Origin of the sequence: Mesorhizobium zhangyense (assembly GCF_011045115.1) — a bacterium.
GTDB classification, from domain to species: Bacteria; Pseudomonadota; Alphaproteobacteria; order Rhizobiales; family Rhizobiaceae; genus Mesorhizobium_M; species Mesorhizobium_M zhangyense.
In genome coordinates this window covers 111,217-131,372 of sequence record NZ_JAAKZG010000008.1, presented here as the reverse complement: position 1 = coordinate 131,372, position 20,156 = coordinate 111,217, and the positions used below count along the sequence as shown (strand labels likewise).

Here is a 20,156-nt window from a genome sequence, read left to right as displayed (position 1 = left end):
TAGTCATGGCGGGCCTGTCGCTCCAGAAAGTGAAGAAGCGCTTCGGCGAGACCGAGGTGATCGGCGGCGTCGATCTCGACGTCAAGGACGGCGAATTCGTCGTCTTCGTCGGGCCGTCCGGCTGCGGCAAGTCCACGCTGCTGCGCATGATCGCCGGGCTCGAAACCACCTCGGATGGACGCATCGAAATCGGCGGACGCGACGTGACCGGCGAGGACCCGGCCAAGCGCGGCATCGCCATGGTGTTCCAGACCTATGCGCTCTACCCGCATATGACGGTGGCGACCAATATGGGCTTTCCCCTGGAAATGGCGAAGCGGCCGAAGGAAGAGATCGACCGCAAGGTGGCGGAAGCAGCCAAGATCCTGCATCTGGAACCCTACCTGCAACGCAAGCCGCGCGAGCTTTCCGGCGGCCAGCGCCAGCGCGTGGCGATCGGGCGCGCCATCGTTCGCCAGCCCGGCGTCTTCCTGTTCGACGAGCCGCTGTCCAACCTCGACGCGGAATTGCGCGTGCAGATGCGCATCGAAATCGCGCGGCTGCATCAGGAACTCGGCACGACCATGATCTACGTCACCCACGATCAAGTCGAGGCGATGACGCTGGCGAGCCGCATCGTGGTGCTGCGCGCAGGTCGCATCGAGCAGGTCGGCGCGCCGCTGGAACTCTACGAAAACCCCGACAACAGCTTCGTCGCCGGCTTCATCGGCTCGCCGCGCATGAATTTCGTGCCGGTCACGGTTGTCGGCGTGGAAGGCGGCAAGGCCATGGTCGCAGCACCCAAGCTTGGGTTGACGGGCATGGCGGTCGCAACGCGCGGCGCGGCGCCCAAGCTTGGAACGGCAGTCAACCTCGGCATAAGGCCCGAGCATTTCGTGGCAGCAGACGGGGCAACCAGCGCGCTTTCCGGCAAGGTCACGCTGGTCGAGCGCCTCGGCGGCGTCACCTATGCGCATGCGCAACTGCCCGAAGGCGGCACGATCACCGTGGAGAGCCGCGACGCCCGCAGCTTCAACGCCGGCGACGGCGCGCGCTTCGGGCTGGATGGATCGCGGGCGTTTCTGTTCGATCAGGATGGGAAGCGTATCTGAGAGTTGCGCTGCCCCTCACCCTTACCCTCTCCCCGTGAAAAACGGGGAGAGGGGGTCATCGACGTAGCGGCCAATCTCCTTCTCTCCGTCACAATATGGGGAAGAAGGACGCTCCAACGCTGACGCCTCCCTCTCCCCGTTTTTCACGGGGAGAGGGTAAGGGTGAGGGGCAATTTTTCAGACGAAACCTCTCACAGAAAACGCCATCAATGCCCCGGTGAATCGTCGTCCTCGAGCTCGGCATCGCCCCGCTGGTCATGCACCTTGCGCCACACCGTAAGCCGGTGCGCCAGCTCCGAGTCCTGCTGGTGTTCGGCCAGCCGCGCCTGCTGGCGCAGCACAAGGCGCACGACGCCGCGTTCGAAGCGGCCATCGGGAACGACAAAGCCTTCCGGGTCGCCGCCACGTTGCAGCGCGCCGAGGACAGTTCGCTTCAGCATCACCAGGTTCGGGTCGCCATAGGCGAAATAGATATCCTGGAAATGCCGGTGCAGTACCGCATCGAATTCGATGTCCTCGCCCATGGCGCCGATGACCGGGTTGCCGGGATGGAGCGAGCCGAGCGGCATGAGCCCTTCCGGGATCGGCGTGTTGGCCGAATGCGTACGCCCGGTTCGCAGCAGCTTCAGCAGCAGATGCGTGTGCGGGCCGGGTGGCGAGACGCCGCCGGTGTCGGGACCGCCGATCTTCTGGAACACCTCGACGCGGCCGATATGGGTGAGCGCGACGCGGTGCGGATGCGCGGAAAGAATGGCGGGCATGGCGGCGTTGTCATGCTCGAACAGCGAGCGGCCAAGATTGGCGCGCAGCACGGCAAGCAGTTTCGGATCGCTGGTGCGGATGCAGAAATCGCATTGCGGCAGGGACAGGCCCATATCGAAAAGAATGCCGGTGTGGTCGATGCCGCGAATGGCGTCGTCGTCGGGACCAAGCTCTGTCAGGACTGAGCGCGCCTCGCGGCGCGCCAGCGCATCCGGCAGGCACAGTGCGACCGCCTGGCTCCAGCGATGGGCGCGCGGGCTAACCGTCTCGTAGGCGAGCGGGACGACCTCGTCGAGCCGCTTGCGGTCGATGTGGATCGCGCCGCGCCGTGTCGCGCGCGACAGTGTGAAGCCGTCGTCGATGACCGGCGTCTCGTCGCGGTCCTGATGGAACTCGGCGATTGCGCCGAAGGTGCCCATGCTCCAGCCCGTCTGCCAGTCGCGCAGATGGTCGCGAATGAGGTTGTGCAGCTTTTCCATGTTTCGCCCTCCCAAGTCCGTCAGCTGGCGACATCCAGCGGCATGACCAGCATGCCGCCCTGCGTCTCGCCGAGATAAGCCTCCACGCCATAGACCGAGCGCAGGCGCGCAGCCGTAAGCACCTCGCGCGGCGCGCCGTCGGCAACGATCCGGCCCTTGTCGATGAGGATAAGCCGCGTGCACCAGCGTGCCGCAAGGCCGAGATCGTGAAGCGATGCGACGACGTCCCTGCCCTCCGCGGCGAGCTGCGCAAACAGGCGCATCAGCGTGATCTGGTGGGACGGGTCGAGGCCGGCGGTCGGCTCGTCGGCGAGCAGCAGCGGCGCATCCTGAGCAAGCGCGCGGGCGATAAGTACGCGCGCTTTTTCGCCACCGGAAAGGTCGGTCGCCGGGCGGTGGCGGAAGGCGTCGACCTCCATGCGGCGCATGGCTTCTTCGATCTTTGCTGTATCGGCGGCGTCCAGCCCAGCGAAGGCCGGACGGTGCGGCGCGCGGCCGAGCGAGACGAGCATTTCGACCGAAACCGGCCAGCCGATCTCGCGCTCCTGCGGCAGATAGGCGAGGTGACGCGCCCTTTCCTTCGCCGGCATGGCGGCGGCATCCTTACCGGCAATGGCGATCTTTCCGGTCGAGGGGATGAGACCGAGGGCTGCCCTGAGCAGCGTCGATTTGCCGGCACCGTTCGGGCCGATCAGCCCGACGAATTCGCCTTCCTGCACGGCAAGCGAAAGCCCGTGCAGCACCGGCTTGCCGCCAAGCGAGGTATGTAGCTGATCGATGGCAAGCAGGGTCACAGCAGGTTCCTCCGCGTGCGATAGACGAGCCAGAGGAAGAACGGCGCGCCGACGATTGCCGTCAGCACGCCGAGCTTGAGATCCTTTCCCGGTGCGATGATGCGGACCAGAATATCGGCGGCGAGCAGCACGCAGGCACCGCCGAGCGCGCTGGCCGGCAGCAGGCGCGATGGGCGCGAGCCGACCAGCGGGCGCAATATATGCGGCACGACGAGACCGACGAAACCGATGGCGCCGGCGACAGCGGTTGCGGCACCGACGGACGCGGCGGTGCCGAACACCGCCAGGAACTGAACGCGGCGCATATCGACACCCATGCTTGCGGCGGCGTCATTGCCGAGCGTCAGCGTGTCGAGCGGGCGACCGAGCGAGGCAAGCATGACCCAGCCGACGACCATGAAGGGCGCGGCGAGCCAGACATGGGTCATGGAACGGTCGGTGAGCGAGCCTAGCATCCAGAACATGATTTCGAGTGCGGCAAAGGGGTTCGGCGACAGGTTGAGCGCCAGCGAGGTCATTGCACCGGCAAAGCTCGAAACGGCGACGCCGGCGAGGATGATGGTGAGCGCGCCGCCCTTCATGCCGGCCATGGCTTGCACGACCAGCACCGCGAGCATGGCACCGGCAAGGGCGGCCAGCGGGAGGCCGAGCGGGAAGACCGCGGAGAAGCCGGTGTAGATGGCAATGACCGCACCGAGCGAGGCAGTGGCGCTGACGCCGATCAACCCCGGCTCGGCCAGCGGGTTGCGCAGATAGCCTTGCAGTGCCGCACCCGAAAGACCGAGCGTCGCGCCGATCATCAGGCCGAGAATGGCGCGTGGCAGGCGGATTTCCTGCATGATCAATGCGATGGCGCCGGCCTTCGATGAGAATAGCGCGGCGATGCTGTCGGTAAAGGCCAATGCCGCGGGGCCGACGGTGAGCGACAGCAGGAACAGGATGAACGTGGCCGCGCCAAGCACGATGAGCAACAGTCGATAGCGGGCAGTCTCGCTCATTTGGCCGCTCCCGCCGCGTCGCGAAGCATGTGCGCCGCCTCGAGCGTGAAGGGCGCGCCGCAGATGGTGTATTTCGTCGAAATGTTGACGGCCTTGCTGCCGGCGGTCACAGCCTTGAAGGCCGGGTGGACATAGCCTTCCTCGGCCAGCGCCGGGGCCGCATAATCGCCCTCGCTGGAGACGATGAGATCGGGATTGGCCAGCAACAGCAGTTCCAGCGGCAGTTTCGACGTGCCGGTCAGGCCGAGCCGTGCAGCGACATTTTCGAGGCCCGAGACGCCTATCAGCGCGTCGACCAGCGTGCCGGAGCCGGAGGTGTAGCTGTTGGCGTAGTAGGTGGCGACAGACTTGCTGGAAGGCGGCTGCGCGCGCAGGGTGGCAAGATCATTGTCGATGCGTTTTACCAGTTCGGCGGCCTTCTCCTGCCGCCCGAGAAGTTCGCCCATGCGCGCGATATGTTCGCGGATATCATCAAGGGAATTTGCCGGCGCGAATTCCTCCACTCGAAAACCCAGCCGCCGCAGAAGCTCGACCGTGGTCCGGGTCGTGAAGGTGCCAGCGATGATCAGGTCCGGCTGCATGAGAAAGACTTCCTCCGCCAGCCCATGGTTGACCACATAGCCTCCGGCCTGATCGGCAAGCACCGACGCATTCCTGTCGCCGGCGAGATAGGAGACCGAATAAAGCTGGCCCGCGCCGGCGATCAGCATGGCAAGCTGGTCGGTACAGACATTCATCGAGACGACGCGGTGCGGAACCTCGGCGGCGAGAGCCGCAGAGGCGTTGAGAACCGAGATCATCAAGATCGCCATGATTTGTTTCATGCTTTTCTCCAGGCATCGGACCTCCAAGAGAGGCCCGATGCAGAACCTCCCCGTTCAGAACGTTCGCGTAAAGCTCAGATTGAAGGTGCGCCCCGGTGCGCGATAGTCGGTGACGGTGGCGTATTCCTCGTCGAACATGTTCTCGACCGAGAATTTGAACTGCGACCGCGCATCAAGGGCATAGAGCGCCGTGAAATCGACGGTCACGTAGTCCGGCAGTTCGACGGTGTTGGCGGCGTTGGCATAACGCGCCGCGCCGTAGAGGACCTTCGCCGTGAGATCGAGCTGTTCGGTCGGGCTGTAGGTGAGCTCAGTGGTCGCCTTGAAGCGGTCGCGATAGAGAATGTACTTGCCATTGTCCTGATTGAGCGGCTCGCGGATGTCGAGCGTGGCCTTGCCGCTCCACTCGTCGCTGAAGCGATGCGCCAGCGTCGCCTCGAAGCCGGTTATGCGAGCGCGGGCGACGTTGAAGGGGAGGTAGGTCGGCGGATTGGAGGCGATCGCGTCGGTCAGCCACGTCTGGTAGAAAGCGAGGTCGAGACCGGTGCCGGCGGTTGCCTGCCAGTTGAGCCCGACTTCATAGGAGCGCGACTTTTCCGGCTTCAAGTCCGGATTGGAGTAACCTGGATAATAGAGATCGTTGAAGGTCGGCGCGCGGAAGCCGGTGGCGTAGGAGGAGCGCAGCACGAGATCAGGCAGCACCTCGTAGCTCGCGCCGACATTGTAGGTGGTGGCGCTGCCGAACTGGCTGCTGTGGTCGTAGCGGATGCCCGTATCGATGCGAAGCGCCTCATATTCGAGCGAATACTGGCTGAACAACGCCGCCAGATCGCGCGAATCGACGGCGAAGTCGACGGTCGAATCGACCTGCTCGCGATAGGCTTCGACGCCGCCGGTCAGGATGTGGCTGGCCTTGCCGGTTTCGAAGCGTTTTTCGGTCGAGGCGAAGATGCCGTAGCGTTGCGTGTCGAACTGGCTGTCGCCGGACACGCCGTCGCGGAAATTGGTCGAGTAGTCGAGGCCGGAGCTGACTTCGACGGTCGAGGACCAGCTATCGGAATGCAGGACATGCGCTCCCACTTTGCCGGCAAAGGTCGTCGTGTCGACCTCATTGCTGGATGGAAATGTCGCGTCGTATTGGCTGCGGCCACGCGCGAAAAGGCCGTCGGCATAGAGCCGTCCCCAATCGAAGTCCTTCGACAGCGAGAGATTGGCTGAGCCTTGCAGGAAGCCGTCATCGTCGGGCTCATGGCCCCAGGCCAGCGGCGTGGTGAAATCATAGCCGCGCGTGCCGAGCAGGCTGCCGCTGAGCGCGTAGTTCACGCCGCTTTCGCTGCGTCCTTGAACCGTGCCGGAGACATAGCCGCCCCAGGGATGGGTGACGCCGGTGGTGAGCGTGGCACATGCATTGCGGCCATCGGCGCAGGCCCCGCCCTGCTTCGTTATGATGTTGACGACACCCCCCATGGCGTCGGCGCCGTACTGGGCCGAATGCGCGCCCTTGGCGACCTCGATGCGCTCGATGGAAGCCAGCGGGATGTTGAAGATGGATGTCGTGCCGCTGGTGGCGGAACTTGCTCGCACACCGTTGATCAGCACCAGCGTCTGCGTGGCCGACATGCCGCGCAGATAGACATTGGCCCCCGCGCCCTGCCCGCCATAGGAGATGATCGAGACACCGGTATAGGATTTCAGCAGCGACGGCAGGTCGGGCGCGGCCGACTGCGCGATCTCCTTGCGGTCGATCACCGTCACCGACGAGGTCGAGCGCGCCAGCGTGGTCTCGCGCCGAAGCGGCGTGACCACCACGGTGTCGAGCCTGATTACGTTCGCGTCACCGTCGTCCAGTTCCTGCGCACCGGCATTATTCGAGAAAGCCAGCGCCAATGCGCCAGCCAAAATGGTCGATTTCTGCATGTCTGCCCCCGATAGGCTTTTGGCGGGCGGCAAAGCGCGCCCGAAGGTTTGATGACAAACCGCAGACAGGAAAATGATCGACAGGCAGACTATGAAACGACGACATCGAACCCTCGGCCAACCCCGGCATGCGGCAACACTTTTTCAAATGTCACCGCCACGGGCGACCGCGCCTGAACACACCCCGTGTTCAAGCATGGGTGACCGGAAAAGGCAGGTCTCCTGACTTCCGGGTCAATGCTTGTCTTTCGCCTTCCCAATCGCGCTGGAGCGCTTTTAGTGGCCTGTTGAAAGAAAGCTCGCCGGCTACAGTTGCGGGGGCAGTCGCGGCTTCGATCTGACGATCTCACCGTGTTCCCTTTTCATCCGCCGTGAAGCGGAACCATTTCCGATTCCACTGGTAGCTGTGCGTCCGGCGAGCGTCAACCGGGTTTGGCCATGCGTGGAAAAAGCCGATGTGGAAATGCCTAAACGGCCGAGCCGTTTGCGACGAGCATGAACATGCGTCGCAGACGCCGCAGGTCATCGCGCAGTGGTGCACGGCGGTCGAGCCGCGCCACTTCGCGGGCGGCGGCAGTGCGTATGTCGCTGCCTTGCGGCAGCCATAGCAGCCAGGACAGGAAGATATCTTCCGGGCACGACAGGGCTGGGTCTTCGACAGACACAGCCGAGCCGGCGGGACGCTCGATCGCGTCCGATTGCCAATGCGAGCCCATGGGTCAGGCCTCGACCGTCAGCGCACCGAGCGGCTTCGAGCAGCAGGCGAGGATAAAGCCGTCCTCGATCTCGTGGTCGAGGATGCCGCCATTGTGGCTCATCTCGACCTCGCCCGAGACCTTCTTGATCTTGCAGGTGCCGCACAGGCCGAATTCGCAAGCAGCTGAAATACGCACGCCCGAGGCGCGGGCGGTCTGGAGTACGGTCTGGCCGGAGACGCAATCGGCATCGACATCCGAGAGCGCAAAGCGGATCGGCGTGATCTGCTCGACAGGCGCGGCGTCGCCGGTGGTCGAAGATGCGTCGGAAAAGGGCGCCGGAACGACTTCGACCGGAGGCGCGCCAAAGCTTTCCTGATGATAATGCGCCATGTCGAAGCCGGCGGCCTCGAGCATCTGGCGCACCGCGCGCATAAAGGGGTCTGGGCCGCAGCAGAAGACTTCGCGGTCGCGGAAATCGGGCGCGAGCAGCGGCAGGCGCACGGCGTCGATGCGGCCCATATGGCCGCTCCAGACCTCGCGGTTCGAGCGCTCCTCGATGAGGAAGCCGAGCGACAGGCCGGGCATGCGGCTGCCGAGCAGTTCCAGCTCCTTGCGGAAGATGATTTCTTCCGGGCGGCGCGCGCAGTTGACAAAGGCGACGTCGGTCCATGGAGCGCAGTCGTTGAGCCAGCGCAGCATCGACATCATCGGCGTGACGCCGGAACCGGCGGAGACGAACAGGTATTTCGCTGACGGGTGGTTATGATGCGAGAAATCGCCGGCCGGGCCGTAGGCCTTGATGTGGACGCCCGGCACGAGGTTGTCGAACATCCAGCGCGTGCCGATGCTGCCGGCCTGAGCCTTGACCGTGACCGCGATGGAGAACGGCCGCGACGGGCTGGACGACAGCGTGTAGGTGCGCATCACCGGGCCGTCTTCCAGCGGCAGTTCCAGCGTGACGAACTGACCCGGCTGGTAGCGGAACCAGGTCTGGTTGTCGGAGCGGAAGATAAAAGTCTTCACCTCCGGCGCCTCGTCGATCACGCCGATGCATTCCAGCACCTGCAGCCGGTCGTTCCACGGCACCATCTCATCCAGATGCCGATAAAGGGAAAGTTCCGTCATCGCGTTCATCCGCTTATTTCCGTTTGATTGACCATGAGCTTTTCCGAAAACCGGCAACCACTTTTCGCTAACGCGGTCCTGCGGTTCGGGCTCATGGTCTTAGGCGACGCTACGCAGCGCCGGCTTTTCGCCGTCCGTCAGGCGCGGCTCGATGAAGTTGCAGTACCATTCGACGAACTGCATCACGCCGCCCTCATGCTCTACCGAATAAGGTCCGGGCTCGTAGGCCGGCGACTTGATGCCGAAGGCATTTTCCTCGACGATCCGGCGGTCCTGGTCGTTGGTTTCGGTCCAGACATGGGTGAGTTCGGCAAGGTCGTAGTCGACGCCTTCGACCGCATCCTTGTGCACCAGCCATTTGGTGGTGACAGCCGTCTCTGTCGCCGAGATCGGCAGCACGCGGAAGGTGACGGCGTGGTCGCCGAGCACGTGGTTCCAGGTCGTCGGGTAGTGATAGAGCAGCAGCGCGCCGATCTTGTCGGCGGTGACGATGTCGGACAGGTTCTTCTTCACCGCGCGCCTGCCGGACATCGTGTAGCTGACGGCGTCGCGCAGCAGCGGTGCACGCGTGGCGCGGTACTGGCCACCAGCATCGATGCGGAACTTGCTCGGCAGGCCGACAGCCTCGCACTTCGCCCAATGGGCGAGCATTTCCGGGTCGCTCTCGGCACCGTTGACGCCGGTGACGGTCGGGGCTTCGGGGAAGGTCTTGCACAGTTCGGGATGGTTCGCCGCACAGTGATAGCACTCGCGGTTGTTCTCCCAGACCAGCTTCCAGTTGCCCTTCTCGACGATGGTGCTCTCAAAAGCGACCTTCGCATCGCGCAGGCGGTGCGGCAGCAGATAGGGCTCGACCAGCGCCCGCATCGGCGCGAAATCCGCCGGCTCCTTGGCTAGGCAGATGAAGATGTAGCCGCCGACGCTTTCGCAGGCGACGGGCTTGAGGCCGAACTGGTTCTTGTCGAAGCCTTCCGCCATCTGGCGCGCAAACAGCAGGCGGCCGTCGAGCTCGTAGGTCCACTGATGATAGGGGCAGACGAGCTTGGCTGTCGTGCCCTTTTCCGCGGTGCAGACGCGCGAGCCGCGATGGCGGCAGGAATTGTGAAAGGCGCGGATGTCGCCCTTCTGGTCGCGCACGACCAGCACCGGATAGTCGCCGATCTGCGCGGTGATGTAGCTGCCGGGCTTGGGCAGTTCGCAATCATGGCCGAGGAACAGCCAGTCGCGATACCAGATCAGGTCGAGGTCCAGCTTGAAATAGTTCGGATCGATATAGAAAGCCTGCTCGAGGCTGAAGCCCTCGCGGCGGTTGCGTAACTGCCGCAGCATCTCATTGCGCGCATCCATGTCCTGTCCTCGCTATCCAAGGACTGAACTGGTGGTGATTTCAGGGGAGAACGATTGCACGGCAACGCCCGCTGGAGCCTGTCCGCGCAAAAATCCGCCGCTTGATCGCCCACCGCGATCAGTCGAATTTACAACACTCAAGGCTGGTTTCCGGGCTCTGGAGCGGTCCTGCAGGACCTGTCACGAACACCTTCCCAAGCCATTTGCGGCCCAGTGGTCTCCCATCGCGACATTCTCCACCACCGTTGCGGGGGCAGCGCCGGCATTGAACCGGCTTCCCAATTCTCCGATCCGCCCTCAAGCGAACCAGCACCTCAAGTATCCCGATATAATCACCGAATCCCGCCGCACGGCGATACGAAAGCGACATGGCCAGAGCGCAAAGGCGACAGCGGAAAAATCCGCCGCTATTCCGCCGCCTCGGCATGCGGGACCGGCACATAGTTGAGGATCGGCCCGAGCCAGCGCTCGACCTCGATCACCGCCATATCCTTGCGAACCGCATAATTCTCGACCTGATCGCGCTCGACCTTGGCGACGCCGAAATAATAGCTTTCGGGGTGCGAGAGGTACATGCCCGAAACGGACGAACCCGGCCACATCGCCATGCTCTCTGTCAGGCTGACACCCGAATTGCGCTCAGCGTCGAGCAGCCTGAACAGTGTCACCTTCTCGGTATGGTCTGGCTGCGCGGGATAGCCGGGCGCGGGACGGATGCCCTGATAAGGTTCACCGATCAACTCGTCCGGCGCGAGGGTCTCATTCGGCGCATAACCCCAGAATTCCTTGCGCACCTTCTCATGCATACGCTCGGCAAAGGCTTCGGCGAAGCGGTCTGCCAGCGCCTTGACGAGGATCGAGTTGTAATCGTCATTGGCGCGTTCGAAACGCTCGGCGATCGCGACTTCCTCGATCCCGGCCGTAACCACGAAGCCGCCGATATAGTCCGGCTTGCCGCTGTCCGCGGGTGCGACGAAATCCGACAGCGCGACGTTCGGGCGGCCGTCGCGCTTGGCTAGTTGCTGGCGCAGCGTGAAGAAGGTAGCGAGTTCCTGCCCCCTGCCCTCGTCCGTGTAGAGCCGGACATCGTCGCCGACGGCATTGGCCGGCCAGAAGCCGATGACGCCTTTCGGCGCGAACCATTTTTCGGCGATGATCTTCTTCAGCATCGCCTGCGCATCCTCAAACAGCTGGCGCGCGGCCGGTCCCTGCTTTTCATCCTCGAGGATTTTCGGATAGCGGCCCTTCAGCTCCCAGGTCTGGAAGAAGGGTGTCCAGTCGATGTAGCGGGCGAGCTCGGCAAGGTCCCAGGTCTCGAAGGTGCGAGTGCCGAGGAAGGACGGTTTTGGCGGCTGGTAAGTCGTCCAGTCGATCCTGTGCGCATTGGCGCGGGCCTTGGCCAGCGGCAGGCGCTGCTTGTCTGCCTCGGAGCGGGCGTGAGCGTCGGCGACCTTCCTGTATTCGGCGCGGACATTCTCGACATAGCCGGGCTTGGCATCTGCCGACAGCAGGCTCGACACGACGCCGACGGCGCGGCTGGCATCGGTGACATAGACGGTCTGGCCGCGCTCATAGCGCGGGTGGATTTTCACGGCGGTATGCACGCGGCTGGTCGTCGCCCCGCCGATGAGCAGGGGGACGCTGAAACCCTCCCGCTCCATCTCAGCAGCGACATGCACCATCTCGTCGAGCGACGGCGTGATCAGGCCGGACAGGCCGATGATATCGGCCTTCTCGTCGCGCGCCGTCTGCAGGATCTTCGCCGCCGGCACCATGACGCCGAGGTCGATGATCTCGTAGTTGTTGCAGGCCAGCACGACGCCGACGATGTTCTTGCCGATGTCGTGGACATCGCCCTTCACCGTCGCCATCACGATCTTGCCGGCGCTTTCGCGGCCGCTGGAAGCAATGCCGTTCTTGGCATTGGCGATCTTCTCGGCTTCCATATGCGGCAGCAGGCCAGCGACGGCCTGTTTCATGACGCGGGCCGACTTGACCACCTGCGGCAGGAACATCTTGCCTGCGCCGAACAGGTCGCCGACGACATTCATGCCGGCCATCAACGGGCCTTCGATGACATGCAGCGGCCGCTCGGCCTTCAGCCGCGCCTCATCCGTGTCGGCGTCGATGAATTCGGTGATGCCATTGACCAGCGCGTGCGAAATGCGCTGATCGACCGGCCATTCGCGCCAGGCAAGGTCGCGCTCCTTGGCCTCCTTGCCGGCCGTGCCCTTGTAGCGCTCTGCAAGCTCCAGCAGGCGCTCGGTGCCATCGTCGCGACGGTTGAGAACGACGTCCTCACAGGCCTCGCGCAGTTCCGGGTCGATCGATTCGTATACGGCAAGCTGGCCGGCATTGACGATGCCCATATCCATGCCCGCCTGAATGGCGTGATAGAGGAACACGGCGTGCATCGCCTCGCGAACAGGCTCGTTGCCGCGGAAGGAGAAAGACAGGTTCGAGACGCCGCCGGAGATATGGACATGCGGCAGCGTCTCGATGATCTCGCGGGTGGCCTCAATGAAATCGACGCCGTAATTGTTGTGCTCCTCGATGCCGGTGGCGACCGCGAAGATGTTCGGGTCGAAGATGATGTCTTCCGGCGGGAAGCCGGCCTGTTCGGTCAGCAGCTTGTAGGCACGGGTGCAGATCTCGACTTTTCTGGCCTGCGTGTCGGCCTGGCCCTTTTCGTCGAACGCCATGACGACGACCGCCGCGCCATAGGCCCGGCACAGCTTGGCGTGATGCAGGAAAGCCTCCTCGCCTTCCTTCATGGAAATGGAATTGACCAGCGGCTTGCCCTGAACGCATTTCAGCCCGGCCTCGATCACATCCCATTTGGACGAATCGATCATTACCGGCACGCGGGCGATATCGGGCTCGGCGGCGATGAGGTTGAGATATTCGACCATCGCCTTTTGCGAATCGATCAGGCCCTCGTCCATGTTGATGTCGATGATCTGCGCGCCGTTGACGACCTGATCGCGCGCGACATCGAGGGCGGCTGCATAGTCGCCGGCAGTGACCAGCTTGCGGAACTTGGCCGAGCCGGTGACGTTGGTGCGCTCGCCGACATTGACGAAGGGGATTTCGTCGGTGAGCACGAAGGGCTCCAGCCCCGACAGGCGCATCTTCGGCTCGATCTGTGGCAGCGCGCGCGGCGGATATTTCTTCACCACCTCGGCGATGGCGCGGATATGATCTGGCGTCGAGCCGCAACAGCCGCCGACGATATTGACCAGACCTTCGCGCGCAAAATCCTCGATCTGCGCCGCCATGAACTCCGGGCTCTCGTCATACTGGCCGAATTCGTTGGGCAGGCCGGCATTGGGATAGGCGCAGACGAAGGTGTCGGCAACGTCAGAAATCTCGGACAAATGCGCGCGCATGGCGTTGGCGCCGAGCGCGCAGTTGAGGCCGATTGTGAACGGGCTGGCGTGGCGCACCGAATGCCAGAAGGCTGTCGGCGTCTGGCCCGACAGGGTGCGGCCGGAAAGATCGGTGATGGTGCCCGAGATCATGATTGGCAGGTCGATGCCCTTTTCGGCAAAGACTTCGCTGCAGGCGAAGATCGCCGCCTTGGCATTCAGCGTGTCGAAGATCGTCTCGATCAGGATCAGGTCGGCGCCACCATCGATCAGGCCGCGCAACTGCTCGCCATAGGCGATGCGCAGATCGTCGAAACTGACGGCGCGGTAGCCGGGATTGTTGACATCCGGCGAGATCGAGGCCGTGCGGTTGGTCGGCCCGAGCGCACCCGCGACGAAGCGGCGCTTGCCATCCTCCTGCTCGGCGCGGATCGCGGCGCGACGCACCAGCCGCGCGCCGTCGCGGTTGAGGTCATAGACCATGTCCTCCATGCCGTAATCGGCCTGCGCGATGGAGGTCGATGAGAAGGTGTTGGTCTCGATGATGTCGGCGCCGGCGATGGCGTATTTGTAGTGGATTTCCTCGATCGCCGCCGGCTGCGACAGGATCAGAAGGTCGTTGTTGCCCTGCTGGTGGCAGGCGCAGCCGCCGAAACGCTCGCCGCGAAAATGATCCTCGTCAAAGCCGAGCCCCTGGATCTGCGTGCCCATCGCACCGTCGAGGATGAGGATGCGCTCGCGCGCCGCCTTTTCCAGTGCGACGCGTATCTCCGCGCCGTCGCGCGGTGCCGAAACGGCACCGAACAGTGCATCGAGGGCGTTATTTGACTGCGACATATTTTGCACCTTAAGCGACATGCCAGCGCATGTCACATAACGACATCTTTATGTCAACATATCACAATGGAATGCACCTGCGAAGCCGCAGAATCCTCTTCGGGCTGCCGCGCGCAACCTTTGCTAACGCGCCGCGTTAGCGGTCCGATGCCGCAAGTGTGATCACCCGTTTGGCTGAATTGACGGCGTCAACGCTTGGCGCGACGGATGCCGGCCACCATATCGGCGGAAAAGCCGAATGCCTGCGATGGCAGAGACGAGGTTTGAAATGGACAGGTTGCAGTTCATCATACCGGTGCGCATAAGCCCCGAGCCCAGCCAACCGGTAACGGAAATCTACAGCGTCGGCGACGCGATGACCTTCCTGCAGGAATGGCCGGTCGGGCGGCAGGGTCCAGTCTATCAGACGGCGATGAATGCCTGCCTGGAAGCAATGATCGAGCAGGTTCCCACCGAAGATGCGCGCAAGGCGTTTACGAGCTTTGCTCGCGTCTCCAAGATCCTCACCAAGGACGACGCCCATGCGCTCGTGCTGGATGGGGACGGTGAGATCAGGCCGGCGCACTAAGCGTCGACAGGGACCGTGAGCCGCAACTCAGATAACAATTGTGTATGTTGAACCTTACGATCGCCACCAGCCTGTGAGAACGGCTACCTATGACCTAGATAGACGGCGTCCAGGCAAGCTTCGCCGCCATGCAAAGGGAATAATATCGTGCCGAAATCGAAAGCCGTGGTCGAAACCGAGAACGCAAGCCGCTACCTGCAGCAGCTTTGCAAGCATTGGGGCCACAAATTCACGGTCGATTTCACCCCGCTCAAGGGGCATATCGATCTGGGTGAAGGGCGTCTGGTCGATATGGACGCAAGCCCGACCGCGCTTACGGTCGAGGTCGAAGCTTCCGACTTGCCGCGAATGGAACAGGTCGTCGCCGACCATATCGTGCGCTTTGCGTTTCGGGAGGAACTGGCTTTCGAGTGGAAGCCGATCGGCGGGTAGAGACCTTGCGGGGGGGGTGCACTTCGAATTTGTGCCTTTCCGCAGTTCAGAATACGCCGGGAAAAGCTTTCGGAAGAATCAACCGCTTGGAAATATTTGGTGGAGCCAAGCGGGATCGAACCGCTGACCTCCTGCATGCCATGCAGGCGCTCTCCCAGCTGAGCTATGGCCCCATTTTCCGAATTTAAAACCCGGACGCCGTTTCCGGCGAGTAGTCCGACCGGGGCTGGCCCCGAACCGGTGTGAGGCGGCTTCTAGCGCCGCCTCGTCGGAAGATCAAGCCTGCTTGAGGCCTTTTTCTTACACCGCAGTGCCGGCACCCCGACACCGCGGCATTGGTTCAAGTCTCGTCGTCGTCGCCAACGCCGATGATGTCGGAGACGTCGTCGTCGTCTTCCTCTTCATCTTCAAGGAAGGTGTCGTCGTCATCATCGCCGAGGTCGACGTCTTCCTCGTCCTCGATCTCGATAACGTCGTCCTTGGCCTCGTCGTCTGCTTCTTCGAGAGAAACGACTTCGGCGCCTTCTTCCTCGGCGTCGACTTCCTTCTCCTCGACCTCTTCCTCTTCGTCATCGACAGCCTTGATGCTGGTCGAGTCGAAATAAGACCGGGGGTAGGTCTTGCCCGTGTAGGGCGAAACGATCGGATCCTTGTTCAGGTCGTAGAATTTACGCCCGGTTTCCGGATCGATGCGCTTTATGCCAAGTTCTGGTTTAGCCACCGTCTATGCCTCGTATGCAAAGTTTGGTCCCCATAACCACAGTTTGATGCGCTGTCAAAGCCAAAAGACGGAAATTTCCGCATCAGCCAAACAGCTGTCAAAACAGCCGCACTGGAGGGGATGACCGGCACGGCGGGCCATGGTAGGAGACCGCCGCACTATCTGGAAAACGCATGTTTTGCGGTCTTCCGCAAGAGGTATCTTCATGTCGCATCAATCACTTCCGCAGCCTGCGGCCGCTCGCAAATCGTCAGCACTCTCCGGAACGGTCCGGATGCCGGGCGACAAGTCCATCTCCCACCGCTCCTTCATGTTTGGCGGACTGGCCTCCGGAGAGACGCGCATCACCGGCCTGCTCGAAGGCGAAGACGTGCTGCGCACCGGCGAAGCGATGAAGGCGATGGGCGCGCATATCGAGAAGCGCGGCGCCGAATGGATCATCCAGGGCACCGGCAATGGCTGCCTGCTGGAACCCACGGCGCCGCTCGACTTCGGCAATGCCGGCACCGGCTCGCGCCTGACCATGGGGCTCGTCGGCACCTATGACATGGAGACGACCTTCATCGGCGACGCCTCGCTGTCCGGCCGGCCGATGGCGCGTGTGCTCGACCCACTGCGCGAAATGGGCGTTCAGGTGCTAAAGGCTTCGCCCGGCGACCGCATGCCGATCACGCTGCGCGGGCCGAAGCAGGCCGCTCCCATCAGCTACCGCGTGCCGATGGCCTCCGCACAGGTGAAATCGGCCGTGCTGCTGGCCGGCCTCAATACACCGGGCATCACCACCGTCATCGAACCGGTGATGACGCGCGACCACACCGAAAAGATGCTGAAAGGGTTCGGCGCCAATCTCGAGGTGGAAATCGACAAGGACGGCGTGCGCCATATCCGCATCGAGGGCCAGGGCAAGCTTTCCGGCCAGACCATCGCCGTTCCGGGCGACCCATCGTCGGCCGGCTTCCCGCTGGTGGCGGCACTCATCGTGCCGGGGTCGGACATCACCATCGAAAACGTGCTGATGAACCCGACGCGCACCGGCCTGATCACCACGCTTCTGGAAATGGGTGCGTCGATCGAGCTTCTTAACCGGCGCAATGCCGGCGGCGAGGATGTGGCGGACCTGCGCGTGCGCTCGTCCGAGCTGAAGGGCGTGACCGTGCCGGCCGAGCGTGCGCCGTCGATGATCGACGAGTATCCGGTTCTGGCGGTCGCAGCCTCGTTTGCCGAGGGCGAGACGCTGATGCAGGGCCTCGACGAGTTGCGGGTGAAGGAGAGCGACCGTCTGGCCGCCGTGGCGCGCGGGCTGGAAGCCAACGGCGTCGACTGCACCGAGGGCGAAGCCTCGCTTTCCGTGCGCGGCAAGACCGGCGGCAAGGGCCTGGGCGGCGGAACGGTGAAGACGCATCTCGACCACCGCATCGCCATGAGCTTTCTGGTCATGGGCCTCGCCGCTGAAAAACCGGTGAGCGTGGACGACCAGACCATGATCGCCACCAGCTTCCCGGAATTCATGGGCCTGATGACGGGCATGGGCGCGCTGATTTCCATTTCAGAGGCCGTGGCGGGCTAGAAAATGCTGGAGCAACTGGGCTCGTTCGCTACTGCCTTCCTGCTCTATCTCATGCTGGGCTTTCCGTTTCTGATCTGGTCCGGCAGGACGGTCTATGCCAGCGTTCAGGTGGAAGTGGACGGCAAGCTAAGGGGAAAACCCAGCACGGGCGCGACTATTTTCCTGGCCGTCATCCCCATTCTGTTCATCGCCTATTACTTCCTGAGCGGTATCGGCGGCATGCAGCACCAGCAGCGGGTCAGCGACTGGGGGCCGTATATGTTCCTCAGCCTGCCGCCTGCGTGCGGGTTGCTGGCGGGGTATGTGATCGGGGTGATCTTGGGGCGGAACAGTGGCTAGCCGCTCGCATAGCTCGCTATTACAAAAACACGCACTTCGTTTATCCACGTAGGAATATTATCCTCTAAAATTGAGGCATCAAAGAAAGGATGCTTCAATGTCAAACTGGAATTCATTCGACCCACGCTACCAAAGCCAGCTGCGATTCCAGGTCGCGGCCTTGAAATTCAAACTCGGGTTGCTGCGCACCGACCTCAAAGCCAACTTCAATCCCAATCAGCCTCGTGTTCCGACCGGAAACTCGGAGGGCGGCCAATGGACCGATAGCGGCGGCGCTGGTGGCGGGCTTACCGATTCATTGCGAGCGGATGCGACCAGGCAGCGCGTGGTCCAAGATCGGGAAGGCGAACAGCCTTGGTCATCCTATGCTGAGCAGTATCGGCCGGACGGTTCTGTCGCATCTCGCACGATCGTAAATCGCAACGGCAGCAGAATAGTCGCGGACTACCCGGCACAGGGCATCGAACGAAATACGGTAACCCTACCTAACGGTACCCGCGTCACTTTCGAAAACAATGGCGATACGCAGCGTATCTTCGATGCAAGGGGCAATCTGCTCAGCGAGTCGACCTGGACACTCGACGGACCGGCATCACAGCCTATCCTTTTGCCAGCTTTCTTTGACGACTCGCGGAAACCGTCTCGAACGCGAAACCCAACTTCTTACCCAACCGAAGTGGTTCTGGACGCCGCGACCGAACTCTACAATTGGTGGCTAAGCACCCAGGAGTCTGACGAGCATACGATCTTTTCGTTTCGTGCAGACGAGCTGTTGAACCAAGTACCAGGAGAACCACCTGCCTGGATGAGCGGCATGAAACGCGAAGACGTTGAATATGCCTGCCCGCGTTTTCCGCAAGTTCAAACAGTAGCCAATTACGCTGCAAATTCACTAAATAGAGCGTTATTCAAGAACGCCGGAGCGTACGGTACAGCTGTACACATGTCAGTTAAAAACATGATTGACGCGTTGGGAAACCCAAATCTTACTACGGAAGAATCCTTCATAAATCGGAGCAGGACAAAGCTCGGTACGGTCTCAAAAACTCCGTGCGTATTGATGTTGTGGAAAGGGTCAACAAAAAAACTATTTGCGTATACGATCTTAAGACCGGGCGACGAGGACTGACAAGGGCGCGCATTTTGGAGATATATAGCAACGTGATAGCCAAACACGATGAGGTATATCAGATCGTTATCGTCGAAATTCGACCTGCAAAATGAAAGACGGACCGCGAACACGGTATCTTCTGGATGCCTCTTCTGAAGCGGCATCCAAAGAATTCTCAATCGCGAACGAGCGGAAGCGGAATTCTGGTCGGGCCGCGGTGGGCAACCTAGTTGCACCTCAAAAATTGGAGGAAACTGCATCGAGGTAGCTCGCTTGTTGCCTGACAGCGAAGCGATCACTGTCCGCAATTACAAACTAACTCGATTTTGAGAGTCCACACTCTTTCCGTACGATGGCAAAATCGTTCCCGGTCAAAAGGGGGCAACAATGGCACCAATCGGCAAGGACCGGCTGACGCAACGGCTCGAACAGCAACCGGACGTAGTCCAGACTAAGCTATGGACCGTGGTGAAGCCGGTCCATCACTTCGTACGGGGGATAATGGCCTTTGACGCCCCGGAGAAAAACGGGCTCTACGGGGTGTGGAGCATCCACAGCCTGTGGGCGCCGTCTTCCCCAACTGAACTGGAGAATACGATCGGCTTCAGCACCCCTCTCCCTCAGGGGGAAGCGATCGTGATATACCCCGAACTGCTGCCGAGGCCGATACAATATGAAGCCTTTGAGGACACTGTCAGGGACGAGGTGTTGCCTTTTCTACGCTCCATCAACACCATGGAGCGATTTTACCACGAAATCACCAACAGGCCGGCAAATCTGAACACGAATACACCGGACTCGAAGTTTTGCCTTGAGCTTGCGATGGGGCATTTCGATGCCGCCAGCACGTTGCTGGCGCAGCACCGCGACCATTGGTTTCGGAAGCAAGACGATGATTTTGATGACTACGAGCTTGAACAGATACGCCCGCTCTGCCGTCTGCTCGATGATGGAAATTACGGCGCGATCGCTCGACATCTACACGAATGGGAAGCGTCGACCACAGAATTTTCCGATCTGGACGGCCTCTGGGAGCCATCCCCCTTCCCGTTCGAACCCGAATACAAGGACTGGGCGCGAAAATCCGGCCCAAAGGCGGACTAATGGAGGGAGACATAGAATGCACGACACCAGCAGATATTGAAATAATTCTCAAACCAGTTTTCGAGATGAACCCC

The 20,156-nt window shown here is 62.0% G+C and carries 17 protein-coding genes, 1 tRNA gene and 2 riboswitches; of the genes, 7 read left to right on the top strand and 11 right to left on the bottom strand.

What is annotated here, in order from left to right; genetic code table 11:
* The first annotated feature begins 5 nt into the window (after window positions 1–5).
* A complete protein-coding gene (locus G6N74_RS19255; protein WP_165119569.1) occupies window positions 6–1,091 on the top strand; it encodes an ABC transporter ATP-binding protein in 1,086 nt (361 codons plus the stop codon).
* Window positions 1,092–1,297: 206 nt separating this feature from the next.
* Here the strand turns inward: G6N74_RS19255 and G6N74_RS19250 are convergent, their stop codons facing one another.
* The 9 genes from G6N74_RS19250 to metH all read right to left on the bottom strand — a co-directional run bounded on the left by G6N74_RS19250 (window position 1,298) and on the right by metH (window position 14,240).
* A complete protein-coding gene (locus G6N74_RS19250) occupies window positions 1,298–2,332 on the bottom strand; it encodes a DUF6925 family protein (RefSeq protein ID WP_165119568.1) in 1,035 nt (344 codons plus the stop codon).
* A gap of 20 nt (window positions 2,333–2,352) precedes the next feature.
* Complete coding sequence (locus G6N74_RS19245; RefSeq protein ID WP_165119567.1) at window positions 2,353–3,126, bottom strand: ABC transporter ATP-binding protein; 774 nt, start codon at window positions 3,124–3,126, stop codon at window positions 2,353–2,355.
* A complete protein-coding gene (locus G6N74_RS19240) occupies window positions 3,123–4,124 on the bottom strand; it encodes a FecCD family ABC transporter permease (protein WP_165119566.1) in 1,002 nt (333 codons plus the stop codon). Before G6N74_RS19240 ends, G6N74_RS19245 begins: the two co-directional genes overlap by 4 nt.
* On the bottom strand, window positions 4,121–4,948 hold the full coding sequence (locus G6N74_RS19235) for an ABC transporter substrate-binding protein (RefSeq protein WP_165119565.1): 828 nt from the start codon (window positions 4,946–4,948) through the stop codon (window positions 4,121–4,123). Before G6N74_RS19235 ends, G6N74_RS19240 begins: the two co-directional genes overlap by 4 nt.
* A gap of 54 nt (window positions 4,949–5,002) precedes the next feature.
* Window positions 5,003–6,865 carry a TonB-dependent receptor domain-containing protein gene (locus G6N74_RS19230; RefSeq protein ID WP_165119564.1) on the bottom strand — a complete coding sequence of 621 codons (1,863 nt, stop codon included), beginning with the start codon at window positions 6,863–6,865 and terminating at the stop codon, window positions 5,003–5,005.
* 195 nt (window positions 6,866–7,060) lie between these two features.
* A riboswitch (cobalamin riboswitch) is annotated at window positions 7,061–7,267 on the bottom strand.
* A gap of 65 nt (window positions 7,268–7,332) precedes the next feature.
* On the bottom strand, window positions 7,333–7,581 hold the full coding sequence (locus tag G6N74_RS19225) for a hypothetical protein (protein WP_165119563.1): 249 nt from the start codon (window positions 7,579–7,581) through the stop codon (window positions 7,333–7,335).
* A 3-nt stretch (window positions 7,582–7,584) separates the two neighbouring features.
* The gene (locus tag G6N74_RS19220; RefSeq protein ID WP_205826754.1) at window positions 7,585–8,688 is read right to left on the bottom strand and encodes an FAD-binding oxidoreductase; all 1,104 of its coding nucleotides are present in this window, start codon (window positions 8,686–8,688) and stop codon (window positions 7,585–7,587) included.
* Between the two features lie 99 nt (window positions 8,689–8,787).
* Window positions 8,788–10,035: an aromatic ring-hydroxylating oxygenase subunit alpha gene (locus G6N74_RS19215; protein WP_165119561.1), complete on the bottom strand. Its 1,248-nt coding sequence runs from the start codon at window positions 10,033–10,035 to the stop codon at window positions 8,788–8,790.
* Window positions 10,036–10,159: 124 nt separating this feature from the next.
* Window positions 10,160–10,367: riboswitch (cobalamin riboswitch) on the bottom strand.
* A gap of 75 nt (window positions 10,368–10,442) precedes the next feature.
* Window positions 10,443–14,240 carry a methionine synthase gene (gene metH / locus G6N74_RS19210; RefSeq protein WP_165119560.1) on the bottom strand — a complete coding sequence of 1,266 codons (3,798 nt, stop codon included), beginning with the start codon at window positions 14,238–14,240 and terminating at the stop codon, window positions 10,443–10,445.
* A 268-nt stretch (window positions 14,241–14,508) separates the two neighbouring features.
* Here metH and G6N74_RS19205 point away from each other — a divergent pair, with 268 nt between their 5' ends.
* Entirely contained in the window at window positions 14,509–14,808 is a 300-nt protein-coding gene (locus G6N74_RS19205) for a DUF982 domain-containing protein (RefSeq protein ID WP_165119559.1), read from the top strand.
* Window positions 14,809–14,955: 147 nt separating this feature from the next.
* A complete protein-coding gene (locus G6N74_RS19200) occupies window positions 14,956–15,240 on the top strand; it encodes a DUF2218 domain-containing protein (RefSeq protein WP_165119558.1) in 285 nt (94 codons plus the stop codon).
* A gap of 97 nt (window positions 15,241–15,337) precedes the next feature.
* Here the strand turns inward: G6N74_RS19200 and G6N74_RS19195 are convergent.
* Together G6N74_RS19195 and G6N74_RS19190 are read right to left on the bottom strand one after the other, a co-directional pair.
* Window positions 15,338–15,413, bottom strand: a tRNA-Ala gene (locus tag G6N74_RS19195).
* 167 nt (window positions 15,414–15,580) lie between these two features.
* Window positions 15,581–15,961: a TIGR02300 family protein gene (locus G6N74_RS19190; RefSeq protein WP_165119557.1), complete on the bottom strand. Its 381-nt coding sequence runs from the start codon at window positions 15,959–15,961 to the stop codon at window positions 15,581–15,583.
* Between the two features lie 205 nt (window positions 15,962–16,166).
* Here G6N74_RS19190 and aroA point away from each other — a divergent pair, with 205 nt between their 5' ends.
* From aroA to G6N74_RS19170, 4 genes are all read left to right on the top strand, one after another.
* Window positions 16,167–17,528, top strand: a complete 1,362-nt coding sequence (gene aroA, locus G6N74_RS19185; protein ID WP_165119556.1) for a 3-phosphoshikimate 1-carboxyvinyltransferase — start codon at window positions 16,167–16,169, stop codon at window positions 17,526–17,528.
* Window positions 17,529–17,531: 3 nt separating this feature from the next.
* Window positions 17,532–17,867, top strand: a complete 336-nt coding sequence (locus tag G6N74_RS19180; protein WP_165119555.1) for a hypothetical protein — start codon at window positions 17,532–17,534, stop codon at window positions 17,865–17,867.
* A gap of 97 nt (window positions 17,868–17,964) precedes the next feature.
* The gene (locus G6N74_RS19175; RefSeq protein WP_165119554.1) at window positions 17,965–18,996 is read left to right on the top strand and encodes a hypothetical protein; all 1,032 of its coding nucleotides are present in this window, start codon (window positions 17,965–17,967) and stop codon (window positions 18,994–18,996) included.
* Window positions 18,997–19,365: 369 nt separating this feature from the next.
* Window positions 19,366–20,082 carry a hypothetical protein gene (locus G6N74_RS19170; protein WP_165119553.1) on the top strand — a complete coding sequence of 239 codons (717 nt, stop codon included), beginning with the start codon at window positions 19,366–19,368 and terminating at the stop codon, window positions 20,080–20,082.
* The last annotated feature ends 74 nt before the right edge of the window (window positions 20,083–20,156 follow it).

Coding starts and splice junctions, on each gene's coding strand:
- G6N74_RS19255 (WP_165119569.1), top strand. CDS start 6: ATGGCGGGCCTGTCGCTCCAGAAAGTGAAGAAGCGCTTCGGCGAGACC.
- G6N74_RS19250 (WP_165119568.1), bottom strand. CDS start 2,332: ATGGAAAAGCTGCACAACCTCATTCGCGACCATCTGCGCGACTGGCAG.
- G6N74_RS19240 (WP_165119566.1), bottom strand. CDS start 4,124: ATGAGCGAGACTGCCCGCTATCGACTGTTGCTCATCGTGCTTGGCGCG.
- G6N74_RS19235 (WP_165119565.1), bottom strand. CDS start 4,948: ATGAAACAAATCATGGCGATCTTGATGATCTCGGTTCTCAACGCCTCT.
- G6N74_RS19230 (WP_165119564.1), bottom strand. CDS start 6,865: ATGCAGAAATCGACCATTTTGGCTGGCGCATTGGCGCTGGCTTTCTCG.
- G6N74_RS19225 (WP_165119563.1), bottom strand. CDS start 7,581: ATGGGCTCGCATTGGCAATCGGACGCGATCGAGCGTCCCGCCGGCTCG.
- G6N74_RS19220 (WP_205826754.1), bottom strand. CDS start 8,688: ATGACGGAACTTTCCCTTTATCGGCATCTGGATGAGATGGTGCCGTGG.
- G6N74_RS19215 (WP_165119561.1), bottom strand. CDS start 10,035: ATGGATGCGCGCAATGAGATGCTGCGGCAGTTACGCAACCGCCGCGAG.
- metH (WP_165119560.1), bottom strand. CDS start 14,240: ATGTCGCAGTCAAATAACGCCCTCGATGCACTGTTCGGTGCCGTTTCG.
- G6N74_RS19205 (WP_165119559.1), top strand. CDS start 14,509: ATGGACAGGTTGCAGTTCATCATACCGGTGCGCATAAGCCCCGAGCCC.
- aroA (WP_165119556.1), top strand. CDS start 16,167: ATGTCGCATCAATCACTTCCGCAGCCTGCGGCCGCTCGCAAATCGTCA.
- G6N74_RS19180 (WP_165119555.1), top strand. CDS start 17,532: ATGCTGGAGCAACTGGGCTCGTTCGCTACTGCCTTCCTGCTCTATCTC.
- G6N74_RS19175 (WP_165119554.1), top strand. CDS start 17,965: ATGTCAAACTGGAATTCATTCGACCCACGCTACCAAAGCCAGCTGCGA.
- G6N74_RS19170 (WP_165119553.1), top strand. CDS start 19,366: ATGGCACCAATCGGCAAGGACCGGCTGACGCAACGGCTCGAACAGCAA.